Source organism: Micromonospora sp. DT4 (genome assembly GCF_049841675.1).
Lineage (GTDB): Bacteria > Actinomycetota > Actinomycetes > Mycobacteriales > Micromonosporaceae > Micromonospora.
In genome coordinates this window covers 1-21,620 of sequence record NZ_JBNCKT010000096.1, presented here as the reverse complement: position 1 = coordinate 21,620, position 21,620 = coordinate 1, and the positions used below count along the sequence as shown (strand labels likewise).

Here is a 21,620-nt window from a genome sequence, read left to right as displayed (position 1 = left end):
GGACCTACGACGGCACCCCACTCAAGGAAACAACCTGATCAACCACCCCTCCACGAATTAACGCGGTGCTGCACTAGGCACCGGCACGCACCCGGCTAGCTATCATAGCTCGAAAGCTAATGTTGCTAGCCTGGTGCGTCAAGCGCCAGTCACTTCCTGGAGATCAGAGCGCGGCCGAAGAAGACCAGGTTCGCCGGGCGCTCGGCGAGCCGACGCATCAGGTAGCCGTACCACTCGTCGCCGTACGGGAGGTAGGTGCGCACCGTGTAGCCCTCGCCGACCAGCCGGGCCTGCTCCTCGGGACGGATGCCGTAGAGCATCTGGAACTCGAAGCGCTCCGGACCCCGGTCGAACCAGCGGGCCCGGTCCTCACCGATCGAGATCATCCGCGGGTCGTGCGTCGCCAGCATCGGGTAGCCGTCGCCGGACATCAGGATGTTCAGGCAGCGGACGTAGGACTTGTCCACCTCGCGGGCCGACTGGTAGGCCACCGACTCCGGCTCGGAGTACGCGCCCTTGCACAGGCGTACCCGCGACCCGGCCGAGGACAGCTCCCGGCAGTCCGACTCGGTCCGCCGCAGGTACGCCTGGAGCACCGCGCCGGTCGACGGGAAGTCCTTGCGCAGCTTCGCCAGCACCTCCAACGTCGAGTCGGTGGTGGTGTGGTCCTCCATGTCCAGGGTGACAGTGGTGCCCGCCGAATCGGCGGCGGCGCAGATCGCACGCGCGTTGTCGTACGCCAACTGCTCGTCGAACAACTGGCCGAGCGCGGAGAGCTTCACGCTCACCTCGGCGGCCGGGGTGAGCCCGGCCCCGGAGAGCATCGCCAACAGCTTCAGGTACTCGTCCCGGGTGGCCGTGGCCTGTTCGGGGGTGACGGTGTCCTCGCCCAGATGATCGATGGTGATGGCCAGACCGTCATCGACGAGCCTGCGGGTCGCGCGCAGCGCGTCGTCGGTAGCGACGCCGGCGACGAACCGGCGGACGACGTCCCGGGTGTACGGGGCGGTCGCGACGAGCCGCTCGACCTGGGATGACCGGGAGGCGGCGAGGATGACGGAACGGAGCATGAGCCGAGCGTATCGCCCCTGCCAGGACCCCGCCCGGCGGCGGCTGGAGCTGCACTGTTGGCGTCGATTGGCTACAACGATGTCGTGGACCGAAGCCCGCCCATCCAGCAGATCGGCTGGGACGGGCGGCGCTTCGTCGACGCCGCCGACCGTCCGGTGACCGGAGTACCTACTCCCGGCGTACCTCGACACACCGCGCGGCACCGAGTACGTGGCCAAGCCCCTGCTCGGCCGGGAGGGCGGCTCGGTATCCTGCCGCACTACATCGACGCGCCGCGCACCCCGTGAGTCGTCTACCGTTGGGGTGTGAACTTCGACGCGTACGCCCGGACCGGTGTTGACCTGGTCAACGCCCGCCTGGACGACCTCGACGACCTGCGGGCTCTCTTCCCCGACGACAACGCCTGGATGCGCGACGAGGTCGCCGACCGGGACGTCGCGATCTTCCGGCGGGCACAGAAGCGGTTGCGCGACGTCTTCGAGTACGGCACCTCGGGGCGCGACGCCCAGGCGGTGACCGAGCTGAACGCGCTGCTCGAGGCGTTCCCGGTCCAGCCGCGCATCTCCGGGCACGACTCCAGCGACTGGCACATGCACGTGACCAGCCGCGGCGCGTCGGTCAGCGCCGAATACCTGGCCGGCGCGGTCTGGGGGCTCTCGGTCTGGCTCTGCGAGTACGGCAGCGCCCGCTTCGGGGTCTGCGCCGACGAGCGGTGCGGCAACGTCTACCTGGACACGTCGTCCAACTGCTGCCGGCGGTTCTGCTCCGAGCGCTGCGCCACCCGCTCGCACGTGGCGGCGCACCGGGCCCGCAAGCGGGCCGCGGTTGGCGAGCAGGCGACGGTCGCCCCGCAGCCGACCTCGACCACCGAGTCGCTGACCGCGGTCAGCTGACGCGCTCCCGCGGGTCGGACGTCGAGGTCAGACGTCGAGGTCAGACGTCGACCGGCGACGGCGCGGTCAGGTGCTGGCGGGCGAATTCGAGCGCGGCGCGTAGGTCCGCCTCGCGCACCGCGCGGCTCTTCGCGCCCCGGGTCGCCACCTCGACGGCCACCGCGCCGGTGAAACCCCGCCCGGCCAGCGAGGAGAGCAGCTCCCCGCAGGGCTGGGTGCCGCGCCCGGGCACCAGGTGCTCGTCGCGGCCCTCGCCGGTGCCGTCACCCAGGTGCACGTGGGCCAGCCCCGCGCCCATCCGGTCGGCCATCGCGAGGGGGTCACTGTGCGAGGCCGCGCAGTGCGACAGATCCAGGGTGTACGACGGGTAGCCGGTGTCGGTGGGATCCCAACCGGGGACGTACGGGACGAACTGCCGACCCGCCATCCGCACCGGGTACATGTTCTCCACGCCGAAGCGGAGCCCGGGGAACCGGTCCTCGACGGTGGCCAGTCCCTCGGCGAACCCGCGCGCGTAGTCCCGCTGCCAGGTGAACGGCGGATGCACCACCACCGTCGGCGCCTCCAGCGACTCGGCCAGCTCGGCGGCCTTGCGCAGCCGCTGCCACGGGTCCGGGCTCCACACCCGCTGGGTGACCAGCAGGCAGGGGGCGTGTACCGAGAGCACCGGAACGTCGTAGTGCGCCGACAGGCCGCGCAGCGCGCCCGCGTCCTGGCTCACCACGTCGGTCCAGACCATCACCTCGACGCCGTCGTAGCCGAGCGCCGCGGCAAGTTGGAAGGCCGCTGCGGTCGGCTCGGGGAAGACCGACGAGCTGGACAGAAGCACCGGGACTCGGGAAGTCACACCAGCCAGCGTAGCCCGGCTGTCACGGCGTCATCAGGACGAGCACCGGCAAACCGTCGGCGGTCCGGGGCCCACTCAGATCGGTTCAAGTTGATCAAGCCGGCGGAGGATGACACCCTCGCGCAGCGCCCACGGGCAGATGTCCAGCGCATCCAGGTCGAGCCTGCGCATGACCGCCTCGGCGACCACCGCGCCGGCCAGCAGTTGGTGGGCCCGGCCCGCGCCGACCCCCTCCAGCTCCCTCAACTGGGCGGGCGTCATGTGCCGGATGAAACCGATGATCTGCCGCAGACCGGCACGGGTCAGCCTGCGGTGCACCCAGAGGCCGGCCCCGGACGGCGCCGCGCCGGCCAGTCGCGCCAGGGTGCGGAAGGTCTTCGAGGTGGCCACCGCTCGGCCCCAGCCCACCTCGGTGATCTGGTCGACCACCTTGTCCAGCCGGCCGTCCACGTACTCCCGTAGCTTGTCGACGGCCTCGGCCGACGGCGGCGTCGCGCTGGCCGGGTCGACCAGGAGCCGCTCGCGGGTGAGACGCCCGGCGCCGAGCGGCAGCGAGATCGCGACGTCGGGGTCCTCGTCGATACCGGCGGCGATCTCCAGAGAGCCGCCACCGATGTCGAGCACCAGCAGACGCCCCGCCGACCAGCCGAACCAGCGCCGCACCGCCAGGAACGTCATCCGCGCCTCGTCCGCCCCGGGGAGCACCTCCAGGCGTACGCCGGTCTCGTCGCGGACCCGGGCGAGCACGCCGGCTGCGTTGGTGGCGTCGCGGACAGCGGAGGTGGCGAACGCGATCAGGTCGTCGGCCTCCAACCCGGTGGCCGCCGCCCTGGCCATGCCGACCGCCTTGACCAGGCCATCCGCACCCGCCTCGGTCAACGCCCCGTCCGGCCCGATCTGCTCGGCGAGACGGAGGACGACCTTCTCCGAGTGCGCCGGCCAGGGGTGCGCGCCGTGATGCGCATCGACCACCAGCAGGTGCACCGTGTTGGATCCGACGTCGAGGACACCCAGTCGCATGGTGAAGACCCTAGGTGCAACACGTTCGTGCGGCTCGCCGGCCCGCGGACCGCACCACGCGTACGCTGGTCCGGGTGACGATGGAGCTCCGCGTGCTGGTGGACGATCCGGGTGACCCGCGCAGCCGCGAGGTGCCGCTGGACTTTCCCCGGGAGTGGATCGAGTTCGCCGATCCAACGGACGAGACCCACGTGATCCGGGCCGATCTGACCTGGCTGCTCTCCCGCTGGACGTGCATCTTCGGCCAGGGCTGTCACGGCATCATCGCCGGTCGGGCGGCCGACGGCTGCTGCTCGCACGGGGCGTTCTTCACCGACTCGGACGACGAGAAGCGGGTCCGCCGCGCCGTCAAACTGCTCACCCCGTCGACCTGGCAGCACTTCCAGCGCGGGTTCAAGAACTGGACCGACGAGGACACGATCGACGGCAAGAACCCGGCGCGCCGCACCGCCACCCAGGGCGCCGACCGGCCGTGCGTCTTTCTCAACGACGCCGACTTCGTCGGTGGGGGTGGCTGCGCGCTGCACGCCCAGGCGCTGCGCGACGGGGTGCACCCGCTGGAATACAAGCCGGACGTCTGCTGGCAACTCCCCATCCGGCGGGACCAGGACTGGGTCACGCGACCCGACAACACCAAGGTGCTGGTCTCCACGCTGTCCGAGTTCGACAGGCGCGGCTGGGGCGCCGGCGGGCACGACCTGGACTGGTGGTGCACCTCGTCGACCGACGCGCACGTCGGGGCCGAGCCGATGTACCTGTCGTACGGGCCGGAGCTGACCGCGCTGATCGGCGTCGCCGCGTACGAACGACTGGCCGAGCTGTGCGCCGCCCGGGTGCGGCAGGGCCTGGTCGCCCCCCACCCCGCCGACGATCTCTAGCCGATCTTGGTAGCAGCCTTGCTGCCATACGCCGCGTACGACCTGGTCATCGGCGTGGCCGAGAGTCGCCTGACGGAAGTCTCCGAGATCGCCGTCGCCCTGCGCAAACTGTTCTAAGCGCTTGGGGTCAGTCGAGGGCGGCGGTGACGAGCGTGCGGGCGCTCTGCCGGGCGGCCTCCGCGATCGCCGGATCGCCGTCCAGCACGCCGCTGGCGAGCCCACCGTCGATCAGCAGGGTGAGCTGCCGGGCCAGCATCTCCGGGTCGGCCGCGCCGGCCTTGCGGGCCAGCTCGGTCACCCACGCCCGGACGACGGTCTTGTGCTCGACCGTCCGGGCGTGCACCGGGCCGCCGGCGGACGACTCGGCGGCCGTGTTGATGAAGGCGCAGCCGTGGTAGCCGTCCCGGCGACAGGCGCTGACGAGGGCGTCGAACATCCCGACGAGCTGGTCGCGCGGCTCGTCGCCGGCATCGCGGGCCGCTGCCCGTAACGCGCCGAACCACGCCTGGTCGACCCGGTCCAGGTACGCCAGCACCAGGTCGTCCTTGCTGGTGGCGGCACGATTTTACAGACAGCTCCGTCTATAGACAGCTCCGTCTACAGACAGCTCCGTCTGCTGCTGCCCTTTGCCGCCGGGCGGATGGTGTCCTCCACTCCTGTCGAGCTGCCCCAGATCTGGGGCAGCTCGACAGGCTGTGAGGGACAGGTGCGATGCCGCCGCTCAAGAGGGACATCGGCACCGGGGATGTCGCGGCCACCCGGGCGGGCGCGTACGCCGCCTGGGCCGGTTTCCCGCCCACCCTGACCATGCCGGACACCGACTCCTTCAATATCAAGGTCGTCCGCTGAGCGGACGCCGACAGCCGAAGGGGGTCCACGCCGGGCGTGGACCCCCTTCCGGTCTGTCGATCACGGCTCGAACTTGTAGCCCAGACCCCGCACGGTCACGATGAAACGCGGCGCCGACGGCTCCGGCTCGATCTTGGAACGCAGCCGCTTGACGTGCACGTCCAGCGTCTTGGTGTCGCCGACGTAGTCGGCGCCCCAGACCCGGTCGATGAGCTGGCCGCGGGTCAGCACCCGGCCCGCGTTGCGCAGCAGCAGCTCCAGCAGCTCGAACTCCTTGAGCGGCAACTGCACCGCCCCACCCTCGACCGTCACGACGTGCCGCTCGATGTCCATCCGAACCGGTCCGGCGGCCAGCGTCGATGCGCCCGCCTCGGCGACCTCCGGGCTCTGCCGCCGCAGCACCGCCCGAATCCGGGCGACCAGCTCCCGAGGGGAATACGGTTTGGTGACGTAGTCGTCGGCGCCGATCTCCAGGCCGACCACCTTGTCGATCTCGCTGTCCCTCGCGGTGACCATGATGATCGGTACGGCCGAGCGCTGCCGGAGCTGCCGGCACACCTCGGTCCCCGACATCTCGGGCAACATCAGGTCGAGCAGCACGATGTCGGCGCCGGTCCGGTCGAACTCGGTGAGGGCGTCGGTACCGGTCGCGGCGACCGATACCTCGAAACCCTCCTTACGGAGCATGTACGACAGGGCGTCGGAGAACGACTCCTCGTCCTCGACCACCAGAACGCGGCTCAACGGGGATTTCCTTTCCATTGCTGTCAGACCTACCGAAGCTCGGCCGGACCGGTCTCGATCCCAGCCGGCGGCAGTGACGCCAGGAGATCGTCCGGTGGGCTGGCGGGCAACCGGACGGTGAACGTCGACCCACCACCAAGAGTGCTCGACACCTCCACCCGACCGCCATGGTTGCTCGCGATGTGTTTCACGATGGCCAGGCCGAGACCGGTGCCACCGGTGGCGCGTGAACGGGCCTGGTCGGCCCGGTAGAACCGCTCGAAGATCCGGTCCACGTCCGTCGGGGCGATGCCGATGCCCTGGTCGGCGACCGCGATCTCGACGTGCTCGTCGTCGCCCCGGAGGGTGACCCGCACCGTGGTGTCCTCGCCCGAGTAGTTGATGGCGTTCTCCACCAGATTCGCCACGGCCGTAGCGAGCTGGCTGTCGCTGCCGTAGGCGGTGAGGCCCCGCGCGCCGTCGACAGTCACCTCGACGCCCCGGGCGGAAGCCGTGGTGCGGGTGCGGTCCACCACCTCGGCGATCACCCAGTCGAGCGCGACCGGCTCCGGCGGCGGCTGCGGCTCGGCGCCCTGGAGCCGGGTCAGTTCCAGCAACTCCTGCACCAGCCGGCCCAGTCGGGTCGACTCGTGCTGGATCCGTTCGGCGAACCGACGGGCGGCGACCAGGTCCTCGGAGAGGTCGGGCGCGGCGGCGTCGGCCGGCTCGGTGGCGTCCAGCAGCGCCTCGGCGAGCAGTTGGAGCGCCCCGATCGGGGTCTTCAACTCGTGGCTGACGTTCGCCACGAAGTCGCGCCGAACCCGGGTCAGCCGGTGCGACTCGGTCACGTCGACCGCTTCGACAGCGATGAAGCCGTTCCCGAGACCCATGGCCCGCAGGTGCACGCCCAGCGGGTTCTCCCCCGCGCTGTCGCGACCACGCGGTAGGTCAAGCTCGATCTCGCGCCGGACGCCGGTGCGCCGCACCTGGCCCGCGAGGGTACGGATCAACGGGTGCGCGGCGATCGAACCCGGGGTGCTGCCGGTGCGCAGGAGCCCCATAGCGCGGGCGGCCGGGTTGATCAGGATCGGGACGTCGTCGTCGTCCAGCACCACGACACCGGCCCGAAGCGAGTCGATCGTCCGGCGGCCGAGACCGGCCTGCTGCTCGTCGGCTATCGCGAGCCTCCCTGTGCTCCAGCGGGAGCTCGCGCTACCCGTCGACGTGGAACGGCCACGTGCCGGCAGGAACCGGGGCAGCAGGAGGCCGGCGACCAGTCCGGTCGCCAACGCCACGGCCACCACGACCGCCACCGCCCACTCCACCCGGCGATCGTAGGGTCATTGTTAACCTGGCTACCACACAGAACGGGACGAACCACCCTCACTTTCGGAAGTGTTCACCCCCACGTCTGGCGTCGTTCACCGTGGTTCATCCAAGGTCCGTCAACGCGCCCTACCGTTGGCGTCGTACCTGCTCAACCCCTGCGCCGGCACCCGTCGGCGGCGACCGACCACAGGACGTGATGATGCGCGACGAGTTCCGGGCCGACCTCCAGATCGTCAGCCAACTGCTGGTGGACATGGCGGAGGGCATCCGCGCCGCCATGCGCCAGGCCACCCGGGCCCTGCTCACCGCCGACCGGCAGGCCGCCGAGACGGTCATCGAGCGGGACGCCGAAATCGACGACCTCTACCGACACGTCGAGGAGCGGGTGTGTGACCTGCTCGCCCGACAGGCACCGGTCGCCTCCGACCTCCGGGCAATGATCACCGCGCTGCACGTGGCCGCTGATCTGGAGCGGATGGGCGACCTCGCCGAGCACGTGGCGAAGACCGCGCTGCGCCGGCACCCCTCCCCCGCCGTCCCGGCCGAGCTGCGGACGGTCTTCACCGAGATGTCCGACATCGCCGACCGGATGGCCGCGAAGATCGGTGCCGTGCTGGCGAAGCCCGACGTCGACCTCGCCGCCGAACTGGACCGCGACGACGACGCCATGGACGAGCTGCACAAGAGCCTGTTCTCAGTGCTGCTCGGCGACGAATGGCCGTACGGGGTGGAGACCGCGATCGACGCCACCCTGCTGGGCCGCTTCTACGAGCGCTTCGCCGACCACGCGGTGAACGCCGGCGAGCACGTCATCTACCTGATCACCGGGGAGAGCAGCCCGGCCACCAACTGAGGCACGCAGAAGGGGCCCCCGCACCGCGCGGGGGCCCCTTCTCGTCTGCTCAGCGGCCCTGGTTGGCGACCGCGGCGGCGGCTTCCTTCGCTGCCGTCGGGTCGAGGTAGGTGCCGCCCAGGGTAAGCGGGCGAAGCTGCGGGTCGAGGTCGTAGCGCAGCGGGATGCCGGTCGGGATGTTCAGCTTGGCGATCGCCTCGTCGGAGATCTGGTCGAGGTGCTTCACCAGGGCACGCAGCGAGTTGCCGTGCGCGGCCACCAGCACCGTCCGGCCGGCCAGGATGTCGGGCACGATCGAGTCGTACCAGTAGGGGAGCATCCGCTCGACGACGTCCTTGAGGCACTCGGTACGCGGCATCAGCTCGGTCGGGAGCAGCGCGTACCGCGGGTCGCCCACCTGCGACCACTCGTCGTCGTCCGCGATGGGCGGCGGCGGGGTGTCGTACGACCGGCGCCAGAGCGTGAACTGCTCCTCGCCGTACTCGTCAAGGGTCTGCTTCTTGTTCTTGCCCTGTAGTGCGCCGTAGTGCCGCTCGTTGAGCCGCCACGACCGGCGCACGGCGATCCAGTGCCGGTCGGCGGCGTTGAGCGCCAGCTCGGCGGTGCGGATCGCCCGGCGCATCACGCTGGTGTGGACGACGTCCGGCAGCAGGCTGTGCTCGCGCAGCAGCTCGCCGCCGCGCCGAGCCTCGCCCTCGCCCTTCTCGGTCAGGTCGACGTCCACCCAGCCGGTGAAGAGGTTCTTGGCGTTCCAGTCACTCTCGCCGTGCCGCAGCAGGACCAGCGTCCCGACGGTGGGCCCCTCGCTCGCAGTCATGCGGATCATCCTGCCTCAACCGCGTACCGGACACGCGGGCACCCGTCGTGACGACCACCACGTGATAAAGCCGATGACCTGCGAATCCGGCCGCCACTAGGGTTGTAAGGCGCTGTAGTCACATCGGTCATTACTTGCAAGCGGGGGCACCACGTGCGGACGATGCGGAGCTGGTTCCGGGACACCACCGGCGGCCTGCCGAGGACCTTCTGGTACCTGTGGTCGGGCACACTGATCAACCGGCTCGGCTCGTTCGTCCTCGTGTTCCTCGCCATCTACCTGACCCAGGAGCGCGGCTTCTCCCCCTCCCAGGCCGGGCTGGTGCTCGGTCTGTGGGGCGTCGGCGGCGCGATCGGCACCACCGCCGGCGGGGCGCTGGCCGACCGGTGGGGCCGCCGGCCGACGCTGCTCACCGCGCACGTCGGCGCGGCGGCCATGATGCTCGCCCTCGGGCTGGCCCGGGACCTCTGGGCGGTCGCGCTGGGCGCGCTGCTGCTCGGCATGTTCGCCGAGGCGGCCCGGCCGGCGTTCGGGGCCATGATGATCGACGTGGTGCCGGCGAAGGACCGGCTGCGCGCCTTCTCGCTCAACTACTGGGCCATCAACCTGGGCTTCGCCTGCGCCGCCATCCTCGCCGGTCTCGCCGCGCAGGCCGACTACCTGCTGCTGTTCGTGGTCGACGCGGGCACGATGCTGATCACCGCGCTGATCATCTTCGCCCGGGTGCCGGAGACGCGCCGCGGCGGATTCACCGTCGCGGCGACCACGGCTCCGCGCGGCGCCCTGCGCACGATCCTCAGCGACCGGGTCTACCTCGGCTTCGTGGCGCTGAACCTGTTCGCCGCGATGGTCTTCCTCCAGCACATCTCTATGCTGCCGATCGCCATGGGCGACTCCGGCCTGAGCCCGGCCACCTACGGCTCGGTGATCGCCCTCAACGGCCTGCTCATCGTCGTCGGCCAACTCTTCGTGCCCCGGCTGATCCGGGGTCGCAACCGCTCGCAGGTGCTCGCCCTCGCGGCCGTGGTGATGGGCATCGGGTTCGGGCTTACCGCGTTCGCCGGCAGCGCCTGGTTCTACGGGCTGACCGTGTTGATCTGGACGGTCGGCGAGATGCTGAACTCGCCGTCCAACTCCACGCTGATCGCCGAACTCTCCCCGGCCGAGCTACGCGGTCGCTACCAGGGCGTGTTCGGGCTCTCCTGGCAGATCGCCGGCGCGAGCGCGCCGATCCTGGGCGGTCTCGTGCGCGAGCATGTCGGAAACGCCGCGCTGTGGCTCGGCTGCGCCGCGATCGGTGTGCTGACCGCAGTGGCCCACCTGGCCTCCGGCCCCGCCCGGGAGCGGCGTGCCGTCGCGCTGCGTCACGCCGCCGAGACGCTCGCGCCGGCCAGCAACCGGCCGACGATGCCGCAGCCCGCCGAAGCAACCGCCTGAGAGAGCATTGGGTAAGCCGGCAACCTCACCCGGGGCAGCGCGGCGCTAACCTGGAGAAGATCAAGCCACCGGCGCGAAATCCGTTGCTCGTAGGCCTTCACGCGGTGGCCGGTTATCTGCTGTTCGTCAAGGGTGGGACCGTCGAGATCGCCGCAGTCACGCTCGCCCCGGACCAGGCCCGCCTGCCTCCCGGGGTGCAGCTGCGGGTGTCCCGGCGCAGTGCCCGTCGGGGCGCGCTGCTGGTCGGCCTGCCGCTCGCGCTCGCGCTGGGCGTCCCGGTGGTGCTCATCGCCGCGGACCGCGCTTCCCGCACCGGGAGATCCACCGTCACCTGGCCGAGACGTGGGACGAGGCGGCGGTCAGCGCCGCGTCCCGCCCGACGCTCCGGGCCTCGGCCACGCCTGGTTGATCCGCGTACGGGCACCTGCCAGACACCCATGATCAGTAAACCGACTCTGCAGTACCTCGGCGACCGGCACTGGCTGATCGTGGGCGGGCTGGGCCTGCTGACCGTACGACGGCAAAGCGCCCACCATGTCCCGAAGGTCATTGGTGGGCGCTCGCCGTGGGGCCGGCGGCGGCGGGCAACACTCACCCCCGTAAGCATCGCCCGCTCGCGCCGCCGGTCCAAACAGGTGGGCACCGTCCCCCAACGGTTGGTCCACCCGTCCCCTCGCGCCTCGCTTGGTGCGCGGATCTGATCGATCCGCCGCTCCCCCGAACGTTTCCAAGCGTGGCGCGGTGCAATAAAGCTAGTTGGGCCAGATTCTGGATTCAACCCAGATGGGCTGTCTCGCCCGTCACAACTGACGAGTATCCCCAGCTCCGGCCTCGGTCTCTGGCAACAGCGGGGTACCCGTCGGGCATTCCCGCAAACACCTCAGCCGTCCTCACGATCGGGTGACTCGGTCCGGAAGAAGTTGCTCTGCCGGCCGTCTCGCATCTGCTCCTGATAGATCAGATTGAGCCGGCGCAGATCAAAAGTGTGGAACCACTCATCCCAGGTGATCTCACGAATCCGGCTGCTTTCCCGATATCCGGGGATGTTGAAGGTCAAAACTCCGGCCCGACCATCCCGCTCGGTACCCGCGATTGTCGCTGGCTTCGCGCCACGCTCTCGCGCCCACCGCTGGATGACCTCGTGGTTCGCGGTGATCAGGCTTCGCCCCGGCCGCTCCGGCCGGTCGGCGATCGACGCGATCACCTGCGAGCTGCGGACCGACCGCCCACTGCTCCGCCCGGTCCGGATCCCACCGGCCGCCATCCCAGCCCCCGCCGACCGGCTCGCCGTGGCTTGCTTCGCGGGTGCCGCGCTCTTCGCCGTGGCCCGCTTGGCCGGTGCCGCCCTCTTCGCCGTGGCCCGCTTGGTCGGCGCCGTCCTCTTCGCGGCCACCGTCTTCCTCGCCGCGGTCGCTCTCTTCGTGGCGGTCGTCTTCTTGGCGGCGGCTCGCTTCGCGGGAGCGCTCTTGTTCGCGGGCGCGGCCTTGGCGCGACTCGGCACGGCCCTCGCCGCCGACTTCTTCGTCGCGGCGGCCCGACCGGCCGACGCCCTGCTGCCGGTGGCCCGGCCGGCCGGTCCGGTGCTGCGCCGACCCGCGCCACCGGCGTCGGAACGCAACGAACGCACCAACTGTTTCACCAGGTCGGGCTTGCGCAACGCAGAGATCCCGGAGACCCCGCGCTTGCGCAGCTGCCCGCGGATGTCGTCCACCCGCATCCGGGAGATCTCCGACTCGGAGATCCCGGGAGTAGCCGGACTCTGGTTGCCGGCCTGTCGTCTGGTTCTGGTCGCAGTCCCGCCGCGACCTGAGCTGTTCCGCTGAGCCATGGGACGCTCCGCTCCTCGACACTCCGTCCTCGGCGCGCGGGGGTCCCTGTGCCGCACCGCGCGCCGCGGCATACCCAGCAGGAGCGGTCCGAACCCTCCGTCCGTCGCCGCCCGCTGTGACGGGTAGGGATTGGCCGGGGGCCACACGTACCCCACACGTCCTTTGCTCTGCTTCCACCCAGACGACGCACCCCACCACCTCGGCCCCGGAAGCCCGCCTGACCAACCCCCAGCCGAGGCGCGGACCTCAGCGGGCGGTCTCGCCGAGATCGCGGGTTGTCAGGCGGGGCCTGGGCCGGAGGGCTCGAAGAGGTGGGAGAAGGCGGCCAGGTTCGCGGTCGACTCGCCGCGCTTGACGCGCCACTCGTACTCGCGCCGGATGGAGCTGCCGAAGCCGATCTCCAGCATCGTGTCGAAGGACTCGTCGGAGTAGGTGAGCACCGAGCCGAGCAGCCGGTCCAGTTCGTCGGCGTCCACGCCGGACGGGTTGACCCGCCCGGTGAGGTAGACGTCGCCGACGGCGTCGACGGAGAAGGAGACGCCGTACATCCGCGCGTTGCGCTGCAACAGCCAGGTCCACAGCTCCTCGCGCCGCTCGTCGGGCTGGCGCATGACGAACGCCTCGATCCGCAGCGCGTGCTCGCCGACGATCAGGTTGCAGACCGTCTTGAGCTTGTGGGTGCCCGGCAGGGTGACCGCGTACGCGCCGGGCCCGGTGGACTCCCAGGCCAGTTCGCGTTCGGTACAGACCGACTCGATCAGGGTCGCAAGATCGCTCTTCGGGCTCACCGGACCCACTCTACGACCGACCCGACCGACGCACCGGATGGCGACCGGCGGCCGTCGACACCGGCGGCACGGTCGGCAGGGGTCACCAGGAGCAGGACAGGGCAGGGTCGCAGGCCAGATCAGCGGCGAGCCGGGCCCGACGCGCGGCGATCGCCTCGCCGTAGACGTCGAGCAGACCCGACACCGTACGGTCCCAGGAGAAGTGCCGGGCGTGCTGCGCGGCGCCCCGGGACAGCGTGGCCCGCGTGGCGCTGTCGGGCAGCAGGCGACTCAGAGCACGTGCCCAGTCCACCGGATCGTGCCCGTCGATCAGCACCCCGCTGACCTGGTCCCGCACGGCGGTAACCAGGCCGCCGACGGCGGCGGCCAGCACCGGCGTACCGCAGGCCTGGGCCTCCAGTGCGACGAGCCCGAAGGATTCGTTGTGCGACGGCACCGCGACCAGGTCGGCGGCCCGGTACAGGGCCGGCAGGTCGTCGCCGGTACGCGGTGGCAGGAAGACGACCCGGTCGGTGACACCGAGCGTCGCGGCCAGCTCGATCAGGGCGGTCGGCCGGTCCAGGCCGCTGCCGCTGGGCCCGCCGCAGATCACCACGGTCACCTCGTCGGCCAGGGCCGGGTCGCGCTCGCGCAACGCGGCGACGGCGCGGATCAGCACGTCCGGCGCCTTGAGCGGTTGGATCCGGCCGACGAAGGCCACCACGTACCCGTCGACCGGCAGCCGCAGCCGACGGCGGGCGGCACGGGCCGCCAGGAAGCGGTCGCCCGGCGCGGGCCGGAACCGGGCCAGGTCGACGCCCGGCTGCACGACGGTGACGTGGGCGGGGTCGGCGTCGTACCGCTCGACCAGGTCGGCGGCCTCCACCCGGGTGTTGGCGACCAGTTGGTCCGCCTCGGCGACGACCTGCTCCTCGCCGATCACCCGGGCCTTCGGTTCCGGCCGGTCGTCGGCGGCGAGCTGGGCGTTCTTGACCTTCGCGAGGGTGTGCGCGGTGTGCACGAGCGGCACTCCCCAGCGCTCCTTGGCCAGCCAGCCGACCTGGCCCGAGAGCCAGTAGTGGGAGTGGATCAGGTCGTAGTGGCCGGGTGGGCGGGACGCCTCGGCCCGCAACACTCCGGCCGTGAAGGCGCAGAGCTGGCCGGGCAGCTCCTCCTTGGTCAGCCCTTCGAGCGGGCCGGAGGTGATGTGGCGGACCTGCACGCCGGGGGCCATCTCGACCACCGGGGGAAGGTCGCCCGAGGTGGCCCGAGTGAAGATCTCCACCTCGACGTCGGCCTCGGCGAGCCGCCGGGCGACCTCCAGGATGTATACGTTCATCCCCCCGGCATCACCCGTTCCGGGCTGGTGCAGGGGGGATGTGTGTACGGAGAGGGTGGCGATGCGACGGGGGCGAGGCCACGGACGGGCACCTCGCTGACGACCAACGCCGGTGTGCAGTTCCGCCACGTCCGCTCCTTCTGCCACGGTTAATGCCGTCACGCACGACCGGCGCTTCTCGGTCAACCGGCACGCCGGATGTCATCTTCCCCATCGGGCAACAAAAATGCGCCAGCACGGCCGGCCGGCGTGACGGACCTCATCACCTCCGCCCGCCGATGCGGCCTCCACGCCCGGTCGGAATCGGCGGTACGGCGCGGGTGACAATGACCCGATGACCTCTGTCGCCATCGTCACCGGAGCCTCCAGCGGGATCGGCGCGGCCACCACCCGCCGGCTCGCCGCCGAGGGCTTCCACGTGCTCGCCGCCGCCCGCCGTGCCGACCGCCTCGACGATCTCGTCACCGAGATCACCGCCGCGGGCGGGCAGGCCACCGCGGTGACCTGCGACGTCACCTCGGACGAGTCGGTGGCCGGGCTCGCCGAGGCCGCCGCGCGGGCACCCGGGCCGGTCACCCTCCTGGTCAACAACGCCGGCGGCGCGCGCGGCCTGGACCCGGTGGAGTCCGGCTCGCTCGACGACTGGCAGTGGATGTACGACGTGAACGTGCTCGGCACGCTGCGGGTGACCCAGGCGCTGCTGCCGGCGTTGGAGGCGTCCGGCTCGGGGACCATCGTGGTGGTCTCCTCCACCGCCGGGCTGACCGTCTACGAGGGCGGCGGCGGCTACACGGCGGCGAAGCACGCCCAGACGGCCATCGCCGGCACGCTCCGGCTGGAGCTGTGCGGCCGGCCGCTGCGGGTGATCGAGATCGACCCAGGGATGGTGAAGACCGAGGAGTTCGGGCTTGTCCGCTTCGAGGGGGACGCCGAACGAGCCGCCGCCGTCTACGCCGGTGTGCCCGGCCCGCTGGTCGCCGAGGACGTGGCGGACTGCATCGCCTGGTGCGCCACCCGCCCCGAGCACGTCAACATCGACCGGCTGGTGGTCCGGCCACGGGCACAGGCGGCGCAGCACAAGGTGCACCGGGTCTCCTGAGTCGGGGACAGGACCCATGAGCGGGGCTCCACGACGTCGACCGCTCGGCGTGGTCACCCGGGGCACGACCAACCCGAACCGGCTCCGCCGGGTGGACAACTGGATCGTGGCGACCTGCGCCGACCGGCTGCGGGTCGCGGATGATCCGCTGGTGGTGGACCTCGGGTACGGCGCGACGCCGGTCACCGCCGTCGAGTTGCGGGCCCGACTGGCGGCGGGCGTCCGTCGGGACGTACGCCTGGTCGGGCTGGAGATCGACCAGGCGCGGGTGGCCGCCGCGACGCCGGCAGCCGACCCGCCCGGCCTGACCTTCGCCCGGGGTGGCTTCGAGTTGGCCGGGCTCCGGCCGGTGCTGGTCCGCGCGTTCAACGTCCTGCGACAGTACGACGAGAGCGAGGTGCCCGACGCCTGGCGCACCATGACCGCCGCGCTCGCCCCGGGTGGGGCGCTCGTCGAGGGCACCTGTGACGAGCTGGGCCGCCTGGCGAGCTGGCTGCTCATCGACGCGGACGGCCCCCGCACGTTGACCCTGGCCGCGAAGCTCACCACGCTGGACAGCCCCGCCGAGCTGGCCGAACGGCTGCCGAAGGCGCTGATCCACCGCAACGTCCCGGGTGAGGCGGTCCACGACCTGATCCAGGCGTTGGAGGACGCGTGGCGGACCGCCGCCCCCTACGCCACGTTCGGTCCCCGCCAACGCTGGGTGCGAGCGGTGACCCACCTGAAGGCCACCGGCTGGCCCGTCCTGTCCACCGCGAAGCGCTGGCGTCAGGGCGAGCTCACCCTCCCCTGGCCCCTCCCCTGACCGCGAGGCACGAGGGGGGGGTGGGGTGGATTAGAGGGCGCAGTTGATGAGGACCGGTTCGGGGTGCAGGGTCACGCCCAGGCGGGCGTGGACCTCGTCGCGGATGGTGCTGGCGAGCATGAGCAGGTCGCTGGTGCTGGCGGTGCCGCTGCGGTTGGTGAGGGCGAGGGTGTGCTTGCCGGAGATGGCGACGCCGCCCGGGCCGGGATGCCCCTTGACGAAGCCCGCCTTGTCGATCAGCCAGGCGGCGCTCACCTTGACCAGGCCGTCCACCCCGGGCCAGGCGGGCGGGTCGCCCAGCTCGGCGGAGCGTTCCAGGAGCTGTTCGTACGTCGCCCGGTCGAGGACCGGGTTGGTGAAGAAGGAGCCGACCGAGCGGGTGTCCGGATCGGCCGCGTCGAGCACCATGCCCTTACCGGCGCGCAGCCGCAGCACCGCCGCGCGCGCGTCGGCCAGCGGCACCTGCTCGCCCACCTCGACGCCGAGCGCCCGGGCCAGTTCGGCGTAGCGCACCGGGCCGGAGAGCGGCGAGCGGGCGAGCCGGAAGTCGACCGAGAGCACGACCCAGCGGTCCTGGTACTTGAAGATGCTGCCCCGGTAGGCGAATCCGCACTCGGCCGCCGGGATGGTCTGGCGGGTGCCGTCGAGGCGGTCGTACACCTCGACGCCCGTGATCGTCTCGGCGACCTCCTGGCCGTACGCGCCGACGTTCTGGATGGGGGTGGCACCGGTCGAGCCGGGGATGCCGGAGAGGCATTCCAGGCCAGCCCAGCCGTTGCGGACCGTGGCGGCGACCAGGTCGTCCCACGGTTCGCCGGCCTCGACGCGTACGGTGACGGACTCGGTGTCCTGGGCGAGGACCCGCAGGCCACCCGAGCGCACCAGCACGACCGTGCCGGGGAAGCCAGTGTCGCTGATCACCACGTTGCTGCCGCCGGCCAGGACGAGGATCGGCTCGTCCGTGGCCCGTACCGCCTGGATGATCTCGTCGGCGCTGGTCGCGGCCACGATCCGCCCGGCCGGCCCGCCCATCCGTAGCGTGGTGTAGCTGGCCAGTGGACCAGGGATGGCACGATCGGCTTCGGTTGTCGGCTGGGCGTAGGCGTCTGACACGTCTTTCACCTTAGGCTGATGGGCAGCCGTGGCACCTACTGGTGGCCCGGCACCCCCGGGAGGATGGCGATGAGCAGAGTGCAGGGCAGCAAGGATTTCTGGATTGGGGCACTCCGGACCGAGGGTCCGGCGTTCGCCGCTGCGGTTGCCGAGGCACCGCCGGAGACACCCGTGCTGTCCTGTCCGGGCTGGACAGTCAATGATCTCACCCTGCACCTCGCGGGCATCTACCACTGGGTTTATTCGTTTGCCGGGTCCGGGAGCACGGAGGCGCCGCCCCGCCGGGACACGTCCGCGGCACCGTCCGGCCTGAACGCACTCCAGCTCTGGCAGCAGGGGTACGACCGGTTGATGACCCTGTTCGACGGGCTCGACCCGGAGGCGTCGGCGTGGAACTGGGCCCCGCAGCCGAAGAGGGCCGGTTTCTGGCCGCGCCGGATGGCGCACGAGACGGCGGTGCACCGCTGGGACGCGCAACTCGCCATCGCGGCCGGTGAGCCGGTCGAGGCCAAGCTCGCCGCCGACGGGGTGAGCGAGGTGTTGGACACCTGGTTGCCCGCCGGCCGGCGGCAGGTGAAGGGCGACTGGCACGGCGTGGTTCAGCTCGCCGCGACCGACGCGGACCAGGAGTGGTATCTGCGGCTGCGCGGGCAGGGGGTGGCGCTGCTCGACACGGCGACCATCTTCGACCACGACGACCACCACACCCGCGCGCAGGTCAGCGGCACTGCGAGCGACCTGCTGCTGGCGCTCTGGGGGCGGGTCAGCTTCGAGACCCTCGACGTCACGGGCGACCGTACGCTGCTCGACGGCCTGCGCACCGGCTGATCCAGCGACAGCCCCACGCGACGAGGGCGTCACCCCGCCAGGGGTGGCGCCCTCGTCCGTACAGCCGCACAGATTCGTGAGAGCGCTCTCTTGACACGGCGCAGGGGTAGACGCCACCCTATCGTGAGAGCGCTCTCTTGGCCTTCTGCCACCGCCTCATCACTCTGAGAGAGGTCCATACGATGGCTGTCCCGGTACGCCGGCCAGGCCATCAGCGACGAACTGATCGAGGCCGCCCGGGTGGACGGCTGCGGCACCGCCCGGATCTGGTGGCAACATCGTGCTGCCGACGCCGCGCCCGGCCGCCGCCGCACTCGGTCTGCTCACGTTCATGACCACCTGGAACGACTTTCTGTGACCGTACGCTGTGCTGAACGACCCGGCGAACCCGACCGTTCAGCGCTCCCTGCGAGCGCTGTCCGACGGGTACTACCAGGACATGTCGCAGGTGTTCACCGGGGCGGCCATCGCGACGCTGCCCCTGTTGCTGGTCTTCGTGCTGTTCGGCCGCCAGATCATCGGCGGGATCATGGAAGGTGCGGTCAAGGCGTGAACGAGATCCGATTTCCCGAACACTTCCTCTGGGGAGCGGCCACCGCCGCGTACCAGATCGAGGGCGCGGCCCGCGACGACGGTCGCGGGCCGTCCATCTGGGACACCTTCTGCCGTACGCCAGGCAAGGTCTACCAGGGCCACACCGGCGACGTCGCCTGCGACCACTACCACCGGTACGCCGACGACGTGGCGCTGATGGCCGAACTGGGCCTCAAGGCGTACCGGTTCTCGGTCGCCTGGCCCCGGATCCAGCCCGACGGCAGCGGCCCGGTCAACCCGCGCGGGCTCGACTTCTACGACCGCCTCACCGACACCCTGCTCGCCCGGGGCATCGACCCGATCGTCACCCTCTACCACTGGGACCTGCCGCAGAGCCTGGGTGACCGGGGCGGCTGGACGAACCGGGAGACCGCCGAGCACTTCGCCACGTACGCCACCGCCGTCCACGCCCGCCTCGGCGACCGGATCGACGTGTGGACGACGCTCAACGAACCGTGGTGCTCGGCTTACCTCGGGTACGGCAACGGAGTGCACGCCCCGGGCGAGCAGGACGCGGCGGCTGCCTTCACCGCCGTACACCATCTGCTGTTGGGGCACGGCCTGGCCGCGCGGGCGCTGCGCGCGGCCGGCGCGCGCAGCGTCGGCATCACCATCAACCCCGCCGATGTACGACCGGCCGACCCACAGAGCGCGGCCGACGCCGCCGCCGTCCGCCTGGTCGACGGCCTGCACAACCGGATCTTCCTGGACCCGCTGCTGGCCGGCGGCTACCCCGACGACGTACGCGAGCACGTGGCCCGCATCGTCGAGCCGACGTTCATCCACGACGGCGACGAGAAGCTGATCGCCGCCCCGATCGACCTGCTGGGCCTCAACTACTACGCGCCGACCTACGTCGCGGGCCGGCCCGACGGTGGCGGTAACGGCGCGTACCCGGGCACCGAGGGGGCCGTGCACTTCCTGCCGCCCAGCGGACCCCTCACCGACATGGGCTGGATGATCGAACCGTCCGGGTTGACCCGGCTCCTGGAGCGGATCGCCGCCGACTACCCCGGCGTGCCACTGCTGATCACCGAGAACGGCGCGGCGATCCCCGACCAGGCGGGCGCCGACTCGTCCGAGGGGCTGGGGCAGGTGATCGACAACGACCGGATCGCCTACCTCGACGGGCACCTGCGGGCCGCCCACGAGGCGATCTCCCGGGGCGTTGATCTGCGCGGGTATCTCGTATGGTCGTTGTTGGACAACTTCGAGTGGGCGGAGGGTTACCGCAAGCGGTTCGGGATCGTGCACGTCGACTACCTGACCCAGCGACGCACACCGAAGGCCAGCGCCCGGTGGTACCAGGAGGTGATCTCCCGGAACGGGCTGTGACGAGCGGGGGACAGGCACGATGACGACGGCGCAGCGGCCGACGCTGGAGGCGGTGGCGGCTCGGGCCGGGGTGTCCAGAGCCACCGTCTCCCGGGTGGTCAACGGCTCCACCACCGTTGCCGAGCCGATCCGGGAGGCCGTCAAGCGGGCCGTCGACGAGCTGGGGTACGTGCCCAACCTCGCCGCCCGCAGCCTCGTCACCCAGCGCACCGACTCGATCGCCCTGGTCATGCCGGAGGCGGCCACCCGGGTCTTCTCCGACGACCAGGTGTTCCCCGGCATCATCCGCGGCGTCAGTCAAGAGCTGGAGGCCGCCGACAAACAGTTGGTGCTGATGCTGGCCGGCTCACCGGCCGGGCACCAGCGGGTCGAGCGGTACACGACCGGTCGGCACGTCGACGGGGTGCTCTTCGCCTCGCTGCACGGCGCCGACCCGCTGCCCGCCACGCTCGCCCGTCTCGGCATCCCCGTGGTGGTCAGCGGCCGGCCGCTCGGCGACGTACCCGTGCCGTACGTGGACGTCGACCACGTCGGCGGGGTCACCGCCGCCGTCCGGCACATGATCGACGGCGGTCGGCGGCGGATCGCCACCATCGCCGGCCCGCAGGACATGGTCGCCGGGATCGAACGGCTGATCGGCTACCGGGAGGCGGTCGCCGCCGCCGGGCTGCCCGAGCTGGTCGCCGTCGGCGACTTCACCCGGGAATCCGGCGCGGCGGCGATGCACCAGCTCCTCAACGACCACCCCGACCTGGACGGGGTGGTCGCCGCCTCCGACCTGATGGCCCACGCCGCCCTGCGCACGCTGCGTGCGGCCGGCCGGCGGGTGCCCCAGGACGTGGCGGTGGTCGGCTTCGACGACATCGAGACCGCCGCGTACACCGAGCCGCCGCTGACCACCGTCCGGCAACCGATCGTCGAACTCGGCCGACGCATGACCCGCCAACTGCTCCGACTGGCGGCCGGCGAGGCGATCGAACCGGCAATCATGCTCGACACCGAGCTGATCGTCCGCGCGTCGTCCTGACCGGGCCTGATCCGCGACACCTATTTGACCCGTAAGGCAAAGGTGCCGTGGTTAGCCGGCTGCGTAGCGGACTTCTGGCTTGCCGAACAGGGCTTTCACGATGTTGGGTTGGTTCTGCCTGCGGCGCAGGTGTGATGCGGCTGCGGCGGCGAGTTCGGTCGGGTTGG

The 21,620-nt window shown here is 71.2% G+C and carries 23 protein-coding genes and 1 pseudogene; 13 read left to right on the top strand and 11 right to left on the bottom strand.

The genetic code is table 11. The annotated features are described in order from the left end of the window. Positions 1–149 precede the first annotated feature (149 nt). On the bottom strand, positions 150–1,070 hold the full coding sequence (locus ACLQ24_RS22620) for a proline dehydrogenase family protein (protein WP_425893719.1): 921 nt from the start codon (positions 1,068–1,070) through the stop codon (positions 150–152). A gap of 84 nt (positions 1,071–1,154) precedes the next feature. Between ACLQ24_RS22620 and ACLQ24_RS22615 the strand changes: the two genes are divergently transcribed. Together ACLQ24_RS22615 and ACLQ24_RS22610 are read left to right on the top strand one after the other, a co-directional pair. Beyond that, on the top strand, positions 1,155–1,358 hold the full coding sequence (locus tag ACLQ24_RS22615) for a hypothetical protein (protein WP_425893718.1): 204 nt from the start codon (positions 1,155–1,157) through the stop codon (positions 1,356–1,358). An 18-nt stretch (positions 1,359–1,376) separates the two neighbouring features. Further along, positions 1,377–1,964: a CGNR zinc finger domain-containing protein gene (locus ACLQ24_RS22610; RefSeq protein ID WP_425893717.1), complete on the top strand. Its 588-nt coding sequence runs from the start codon at positions 1,377–1,379 to the stop codon at positions 1,962–1,964. Positions 1,965–2,004: 40 nt separating this feature from the next. On the opposite strand, the gene ACLQ24_RS22605 is transcribed toward ACLQ24_RS22610, so the two are convergent. Further along, positions 2,005–2,811, bottom strand: coding sequence for a sugar phosphate isomerase/epimerase family protein (locus ACLQ24_RS22605; RefSeq protein ID WP_425893716.1), 807 nt, complete (start codon positions 2,809–2,811; stop codon positions 2,005–2,007). Positions 2,812–2,886: 75 nt separating this feature from the next. Beyond that, complete coding sequence (locus ACLQ24_RS22600) at positions 2,887–3,831, bottom strand: Ppx/GppA phosphatase family protein (RefSeq protein ID WP_425893715.1); 945 nt, start codon at positions 3,829–3,831, stop codon at positions 2,887–2,889. Positions 3,832–3,911: 80 nt separating this feature from the next. On the opposite strand from ACLQ24_RS22600, the gene ACLQ24_RS22595 reads away from it, so the two are divergent. Continuing rightward, positions 3,912–4,709, top strand: coding sequence for a hypothetical protein (locus tag ACLQ24_RS22595; RefSeq protein ID WP_425893720.1), 798 nt, complete (start codon positions 3,912–3,914; stop codon positions 4,707–4,709). Between the two features lie 127 nt (positions 4,710–4,836). Here ACLQ24_RS22595 and ACLQ24_RS22590 read toward each other — a convergent pair whose 3' ends face one another. Next, positions 4,837–5,244 carry a TetR family transcriptional regulator C-terminal domain-containing protein gene (locus tag ACLQ24_RS22590; protein WP_425893714.1) on the bottom strand — a complete coding sequence of 136 codons (408 nt, stop codon included), beginning with the start codon at positions 5,242–5,244 and terminating at the stop codon, positions 4,837–4,839. A gap of 176 nt (positions 5,245–5,420) precedes the next feature. Here ACLQ24_RS22590 and ACLQ24_RS22585 point away from each other — a divergent pair, with 176 nt between their 5' ends. Next, positions 5,421–5,558 carry a hypothetical protein gene (locus ACLQ24_RS22585; RefSeq protein ID WP_425893713.1) on the top strand — a complete coding sequence of 46 codons (138 nt, stop codon included), beginning with the start codon at positions 5,421–5,423 and terminating at the stop codon, positions 5,556–5,558. Between the two features lie 60 nt (positions 5,559–5,618). On the opposite strand, the gene ACLQ24_RS22580 is transcribed toward ACLQ24_RS22585, so the two are convergent. Next, positions 5,619–6,302, bottom strand: coding sequence for a response regulator (locus ACLQ24_RS22580; protein ID WP_425893712.1), 684 nt, complete (start codon positions 6,300–6,302; stop codon positions 5,619–5,621). A gap of 29 nt (positions 6,303–6,331) precedes the next feature. Next, the gene (locus tag ACLQ24_RS22575; RefSeq protein WP_425893711.1) at positions 6,332–7,606 is read right to left on the bottom strand and encodes a sensor histidine kinase; all 1,275 of its coding nucleotides are present in this window, start codon (positions 7,604–7,606) and stop codon (positions 6,332–6,334) included. A gap of 203 nt (positions 7,607–7,809) precedes the next feature. On the opposite strand from ACLQ24_RS22575, the gene phoU reads away from it, so the two are divergent. Continuing rightward, positions 7,810–8,463 (top strand): phosphate signaling complex protein PhoU, encoded by a 654-nt coding sequence (gene phoU, locus ACLQ24_RS22570; RefSeq protein WP_425893710.1) that lies wholly within the window; start codon positions 7,810–7,812, stop codon positions 8,461–8,463. A 49-nt stretch (positions 8,464–8,512) separates the two neighbouring features. Here phoU and ACLQ24_RS22565 read toward each other — a convergent pair whose 3' ends face one another. Beyond that, positions 8,513–9,280 (bottom strand): phosphoglyceromutase, encoded by a 768-nt coding sequence (locus ACLQ24_RS22565; protein WP_425893709.1) that lies wholly within the window; start codon positions 9,278–9,280, stop codon positions 8,513–8,515. 153 nt (positions 9,281–9,433) lie between these two features. Between ACLQ24_RS22565 and ACLQ24_RS22560 the strand changes: the two genes are divergently transcribed. Both ACLQ24_RS22560 and ACLQ24_RS22555 read left to right on the top strand, forming a co-directional pair. After that, positions 9,434–10,717, top strand: a complete 1,284-nt coding sequence (locus ACLQ24_RS22560) for an MDR family MFS transporter (RefSeq protein ID WP_425893708.1) — start codon at positions 9,434–9,436, stop codon at positions 10,715–10,717. A 104-nt stretch (positions 10,718–10,821) separates the two neighbouring features. Next, the gene (locus tag ACLQ24_RS22555; RefSeq protein WP_425893707.1) at positions 10,822–11,418 is read left to right on the top strand and encodes a hypothetical protein; all 597 of its coding nucleotides are present in this window, start codon (positions 10,822–10,824) and stop codon (positions 11,416–11,418) included. Positions 11,419–11,597: 179 nt separating this feature from the next. Here the strand turns inward: ACLQ24_RS22555 and ACLQ24_RS22550 are convergent, their stop codons facing one another. From ACLQ24_RS22550 to mshA, 3 genes are all read right to left on the bottom strand, one after another. Further along, positions 11,598–12,545, bottom strand: coding sequence for a hypothetical protein (locus tag ACLQ24_RS22550; RefSeq protein WP_425893706.1), 948 nt, complete (start codon positions 12,543–12,545; stop codon positions 11,598–11,600). Between the two features lie 279 nt (positions 12,546–12,824). Further along, complete coding sequence (locus tag ACLQ24_RS22545; RefSeq protein WP_425893705.1) at positions 12,825–13,334, bottom strand: YbjN domain-containing protein; 510 nt, start codon at positions 13,332–13,334, stop codon at positions 12,825–12,827. Between the two features lie 82 nt (positions 13,335–13,416). Beyond that, a complete protein-coding gene (mshA, locus tag ACLQ24_RS22540; RefSeq protein ID WP_425893704.1) occupies positions 13,417–14,781 on the bottom strand; it encodes a D-inositol-3-phosphate glycosyltransferase in 1,365 nt (454 codons plus the stop codon). A gap of 205 nt (positions 14,782–14,986) precedes the next feature. Between mshA and ACLQ24_RS22535 the strand changes: the two genes are divergently transcribed. Then, entirely contained in the window at positions 14,987–15,751 is a 765-nt protein-coding gene (locus ACLQ24_RS22535; protein WP_425893703.1) for an SDR family oxidoreductase, read from the top strand. Between the two features lie 16 nt (positions 15,752–15,767). Further along, complete coding sequence (locus ACLQ24_RS22530) at positions 15,768–16,556, top strand: class I SAM-dependent methyltransferase (RefSeq protein ID WP_425893702.1); 789 nt, start codon at positions 15,768–15,770, stop codon at positions 16,554–16,556. Between the two features lie 30 nt (positions 16,557–16,586). Here the strand turns inward: ACLQ24_RS22530 and ACLQ24_RS22525 are convergent, their stop codons facing one another. Beyond that, the gene (locus ACLQ24_RS22525; RefSeq protein WP_425893701.1) at positions 16,587–17,669 is read right to left on the bottom strand and encodes a UDP-N-acetylmuramate dehydrogenase; all 1,083 of its coding nucleotides are present in this window, start codon (positions 17,667–17,669) and stop codon (positions 16,587–16,589) included. Between the two features lie 69 nt (positions 17,670–17,738). On the opposite strand from ACLQ24_RS22525, the gene ACLQ24_RS22520 reads away from it, so the two are divergent. The 4 genes and pseudogenes from ACLQ24_RS22520 to ACLQ24_RS22505 all read left to right on the top strand — a co-directional run bounded on the left by ACLQ24_RS22520 (position 17,739) and on the right by ACLQ24_RS22505 (position 21,453). Beyond that, complete coding sequence (locus ACLQ24_RS22520; RefSeq protein WP_425893700.1) at positions 17,739–18,497, top strand: maleylpyruvate isomerase family mycothiol-dependent enzyme; 759 nt, start codon at positions 17,739–17,741, stop codon at positions 18,495–18,497. Between the two features lie 186 nt (positions 18,498–18,683). Beyond that, a pseudogene (locus ACLQ24_RS22515) lies at positions 18,684–19,050 on the top strand (ABC transporter permease subunit); the annotation flags it as partial. Next, positions 19,047–20,426 (top strand): GH1 family beta-glucosidase, encoded by a 1,380-nt coding sequence (locus ACLQ24_RS22510; protein ID WP_425893699.1) that lies wholly within the window; start codon positions 19,047–19,049, stop codon positions 20,424–20,426. The pseudogene ACLQ24_RS22515 and the gene ACLQ24_RS22510, both read left to right, overlap by 4 nt. Before the next feature lie 19 nt (positions 20,427–20,445). Then, positions 20,446–21,453: a LacI family DNA-binding transcriptional regulator gene (locus ACLQ24_RS22505; protein ID WP_425893698.1), complete on the top strand. Its 1,008-nt coding sequence runs from the start codon at positions 20,446–20,448 to the stop codon at positions 21,451–21,453. Positions 21,454–21,620: the final 167 nt, after the last annotated feature.

Excerpts from the sequence above, each read along its gene's own strand:
- ACLQ24_RS22620 (WP_425893719.1), bottom strand. The coding sequence starts at position 1,070 with ATGCTCCGTTCCGTCATCCTCGCCGCCTCCCGGTCATCCCAGGTCGAG.
- ACLQ24_RS22600 (WP_425893715.1), bottom strand. The coding sequence starts at position 3,831 with ATGCGACTGGGTGTCCTCGACGTCGGATCCAACACGGTGCACCTGCTG.
- ACLQ24_RS22595 (WP_425893720.1), top strand. The coding sequence starts at position 3,912 with ATGGAGCTCCGCGTGCTGGTGGACGATCCGGGTGACCCGCGCAGCCGC.
- ACLQ24_RS22585 (WP_425893713.1), top strand. The coding sequence starts at position 5,421 with ATGCCGCCGCTCAAGAGGGACATCGGCACCGGGGATGTCGCGGCCACC.
- phoU (WP_425893710.1), top strand. The coding sequence starts at position 7,810 with ATGCGCGACGAGTTCCGGGCCGACCTCCAGATCGTCAGCCAACTGCTG.
- ACLQ24_RS22565 (WP_425893709.1), bottom strand. The coding sequence starts at position 9,280 with ATGACTGCGAGCGAGGGGCCCACCGTCGGGACGCTGGTCCTGCTGCGG.
- ACLQ24_RS22550 (WP_425893706.1), bottom strand. The coding sequence starts at position 12,545 with ATGGCTCAGCGGAACAGCTCAGGTCGCGGCGGGACTGCGACCAGAACC.
- ACLQ24_RS22535 (WP_425893703.1), top strand. The coding sequence starts at position 14,987 with ATGACCTCTGTCGCCATCGTCACCGGAGCCTCCAGCGGGATCGGCGCG.
- ACLQ24_RS22530 (WP_425893702.1), top strand. The coding sequence starts at position 15,768 with ATGAGCGGGGCTCCACGACGTCGACCGCTCGGCGTGGTCACCCGGGGC.
- ACLQ24_RS22520 (WP_425893700.1), top strand. The coding sequence starts at position 17,739 with ATGAGCAGAGTGCAGGGCAGCAAGGATTTCTGGATTGGGGCACTCCGG.
- ACLQ24_RS22505 (WP_425893698.1), top strand. The coding sequence starts at position 20,446 with ATGACGACGGCGCAGCGGCCGACGCTGGAGGCGGTGGCGGCTCGGGCC.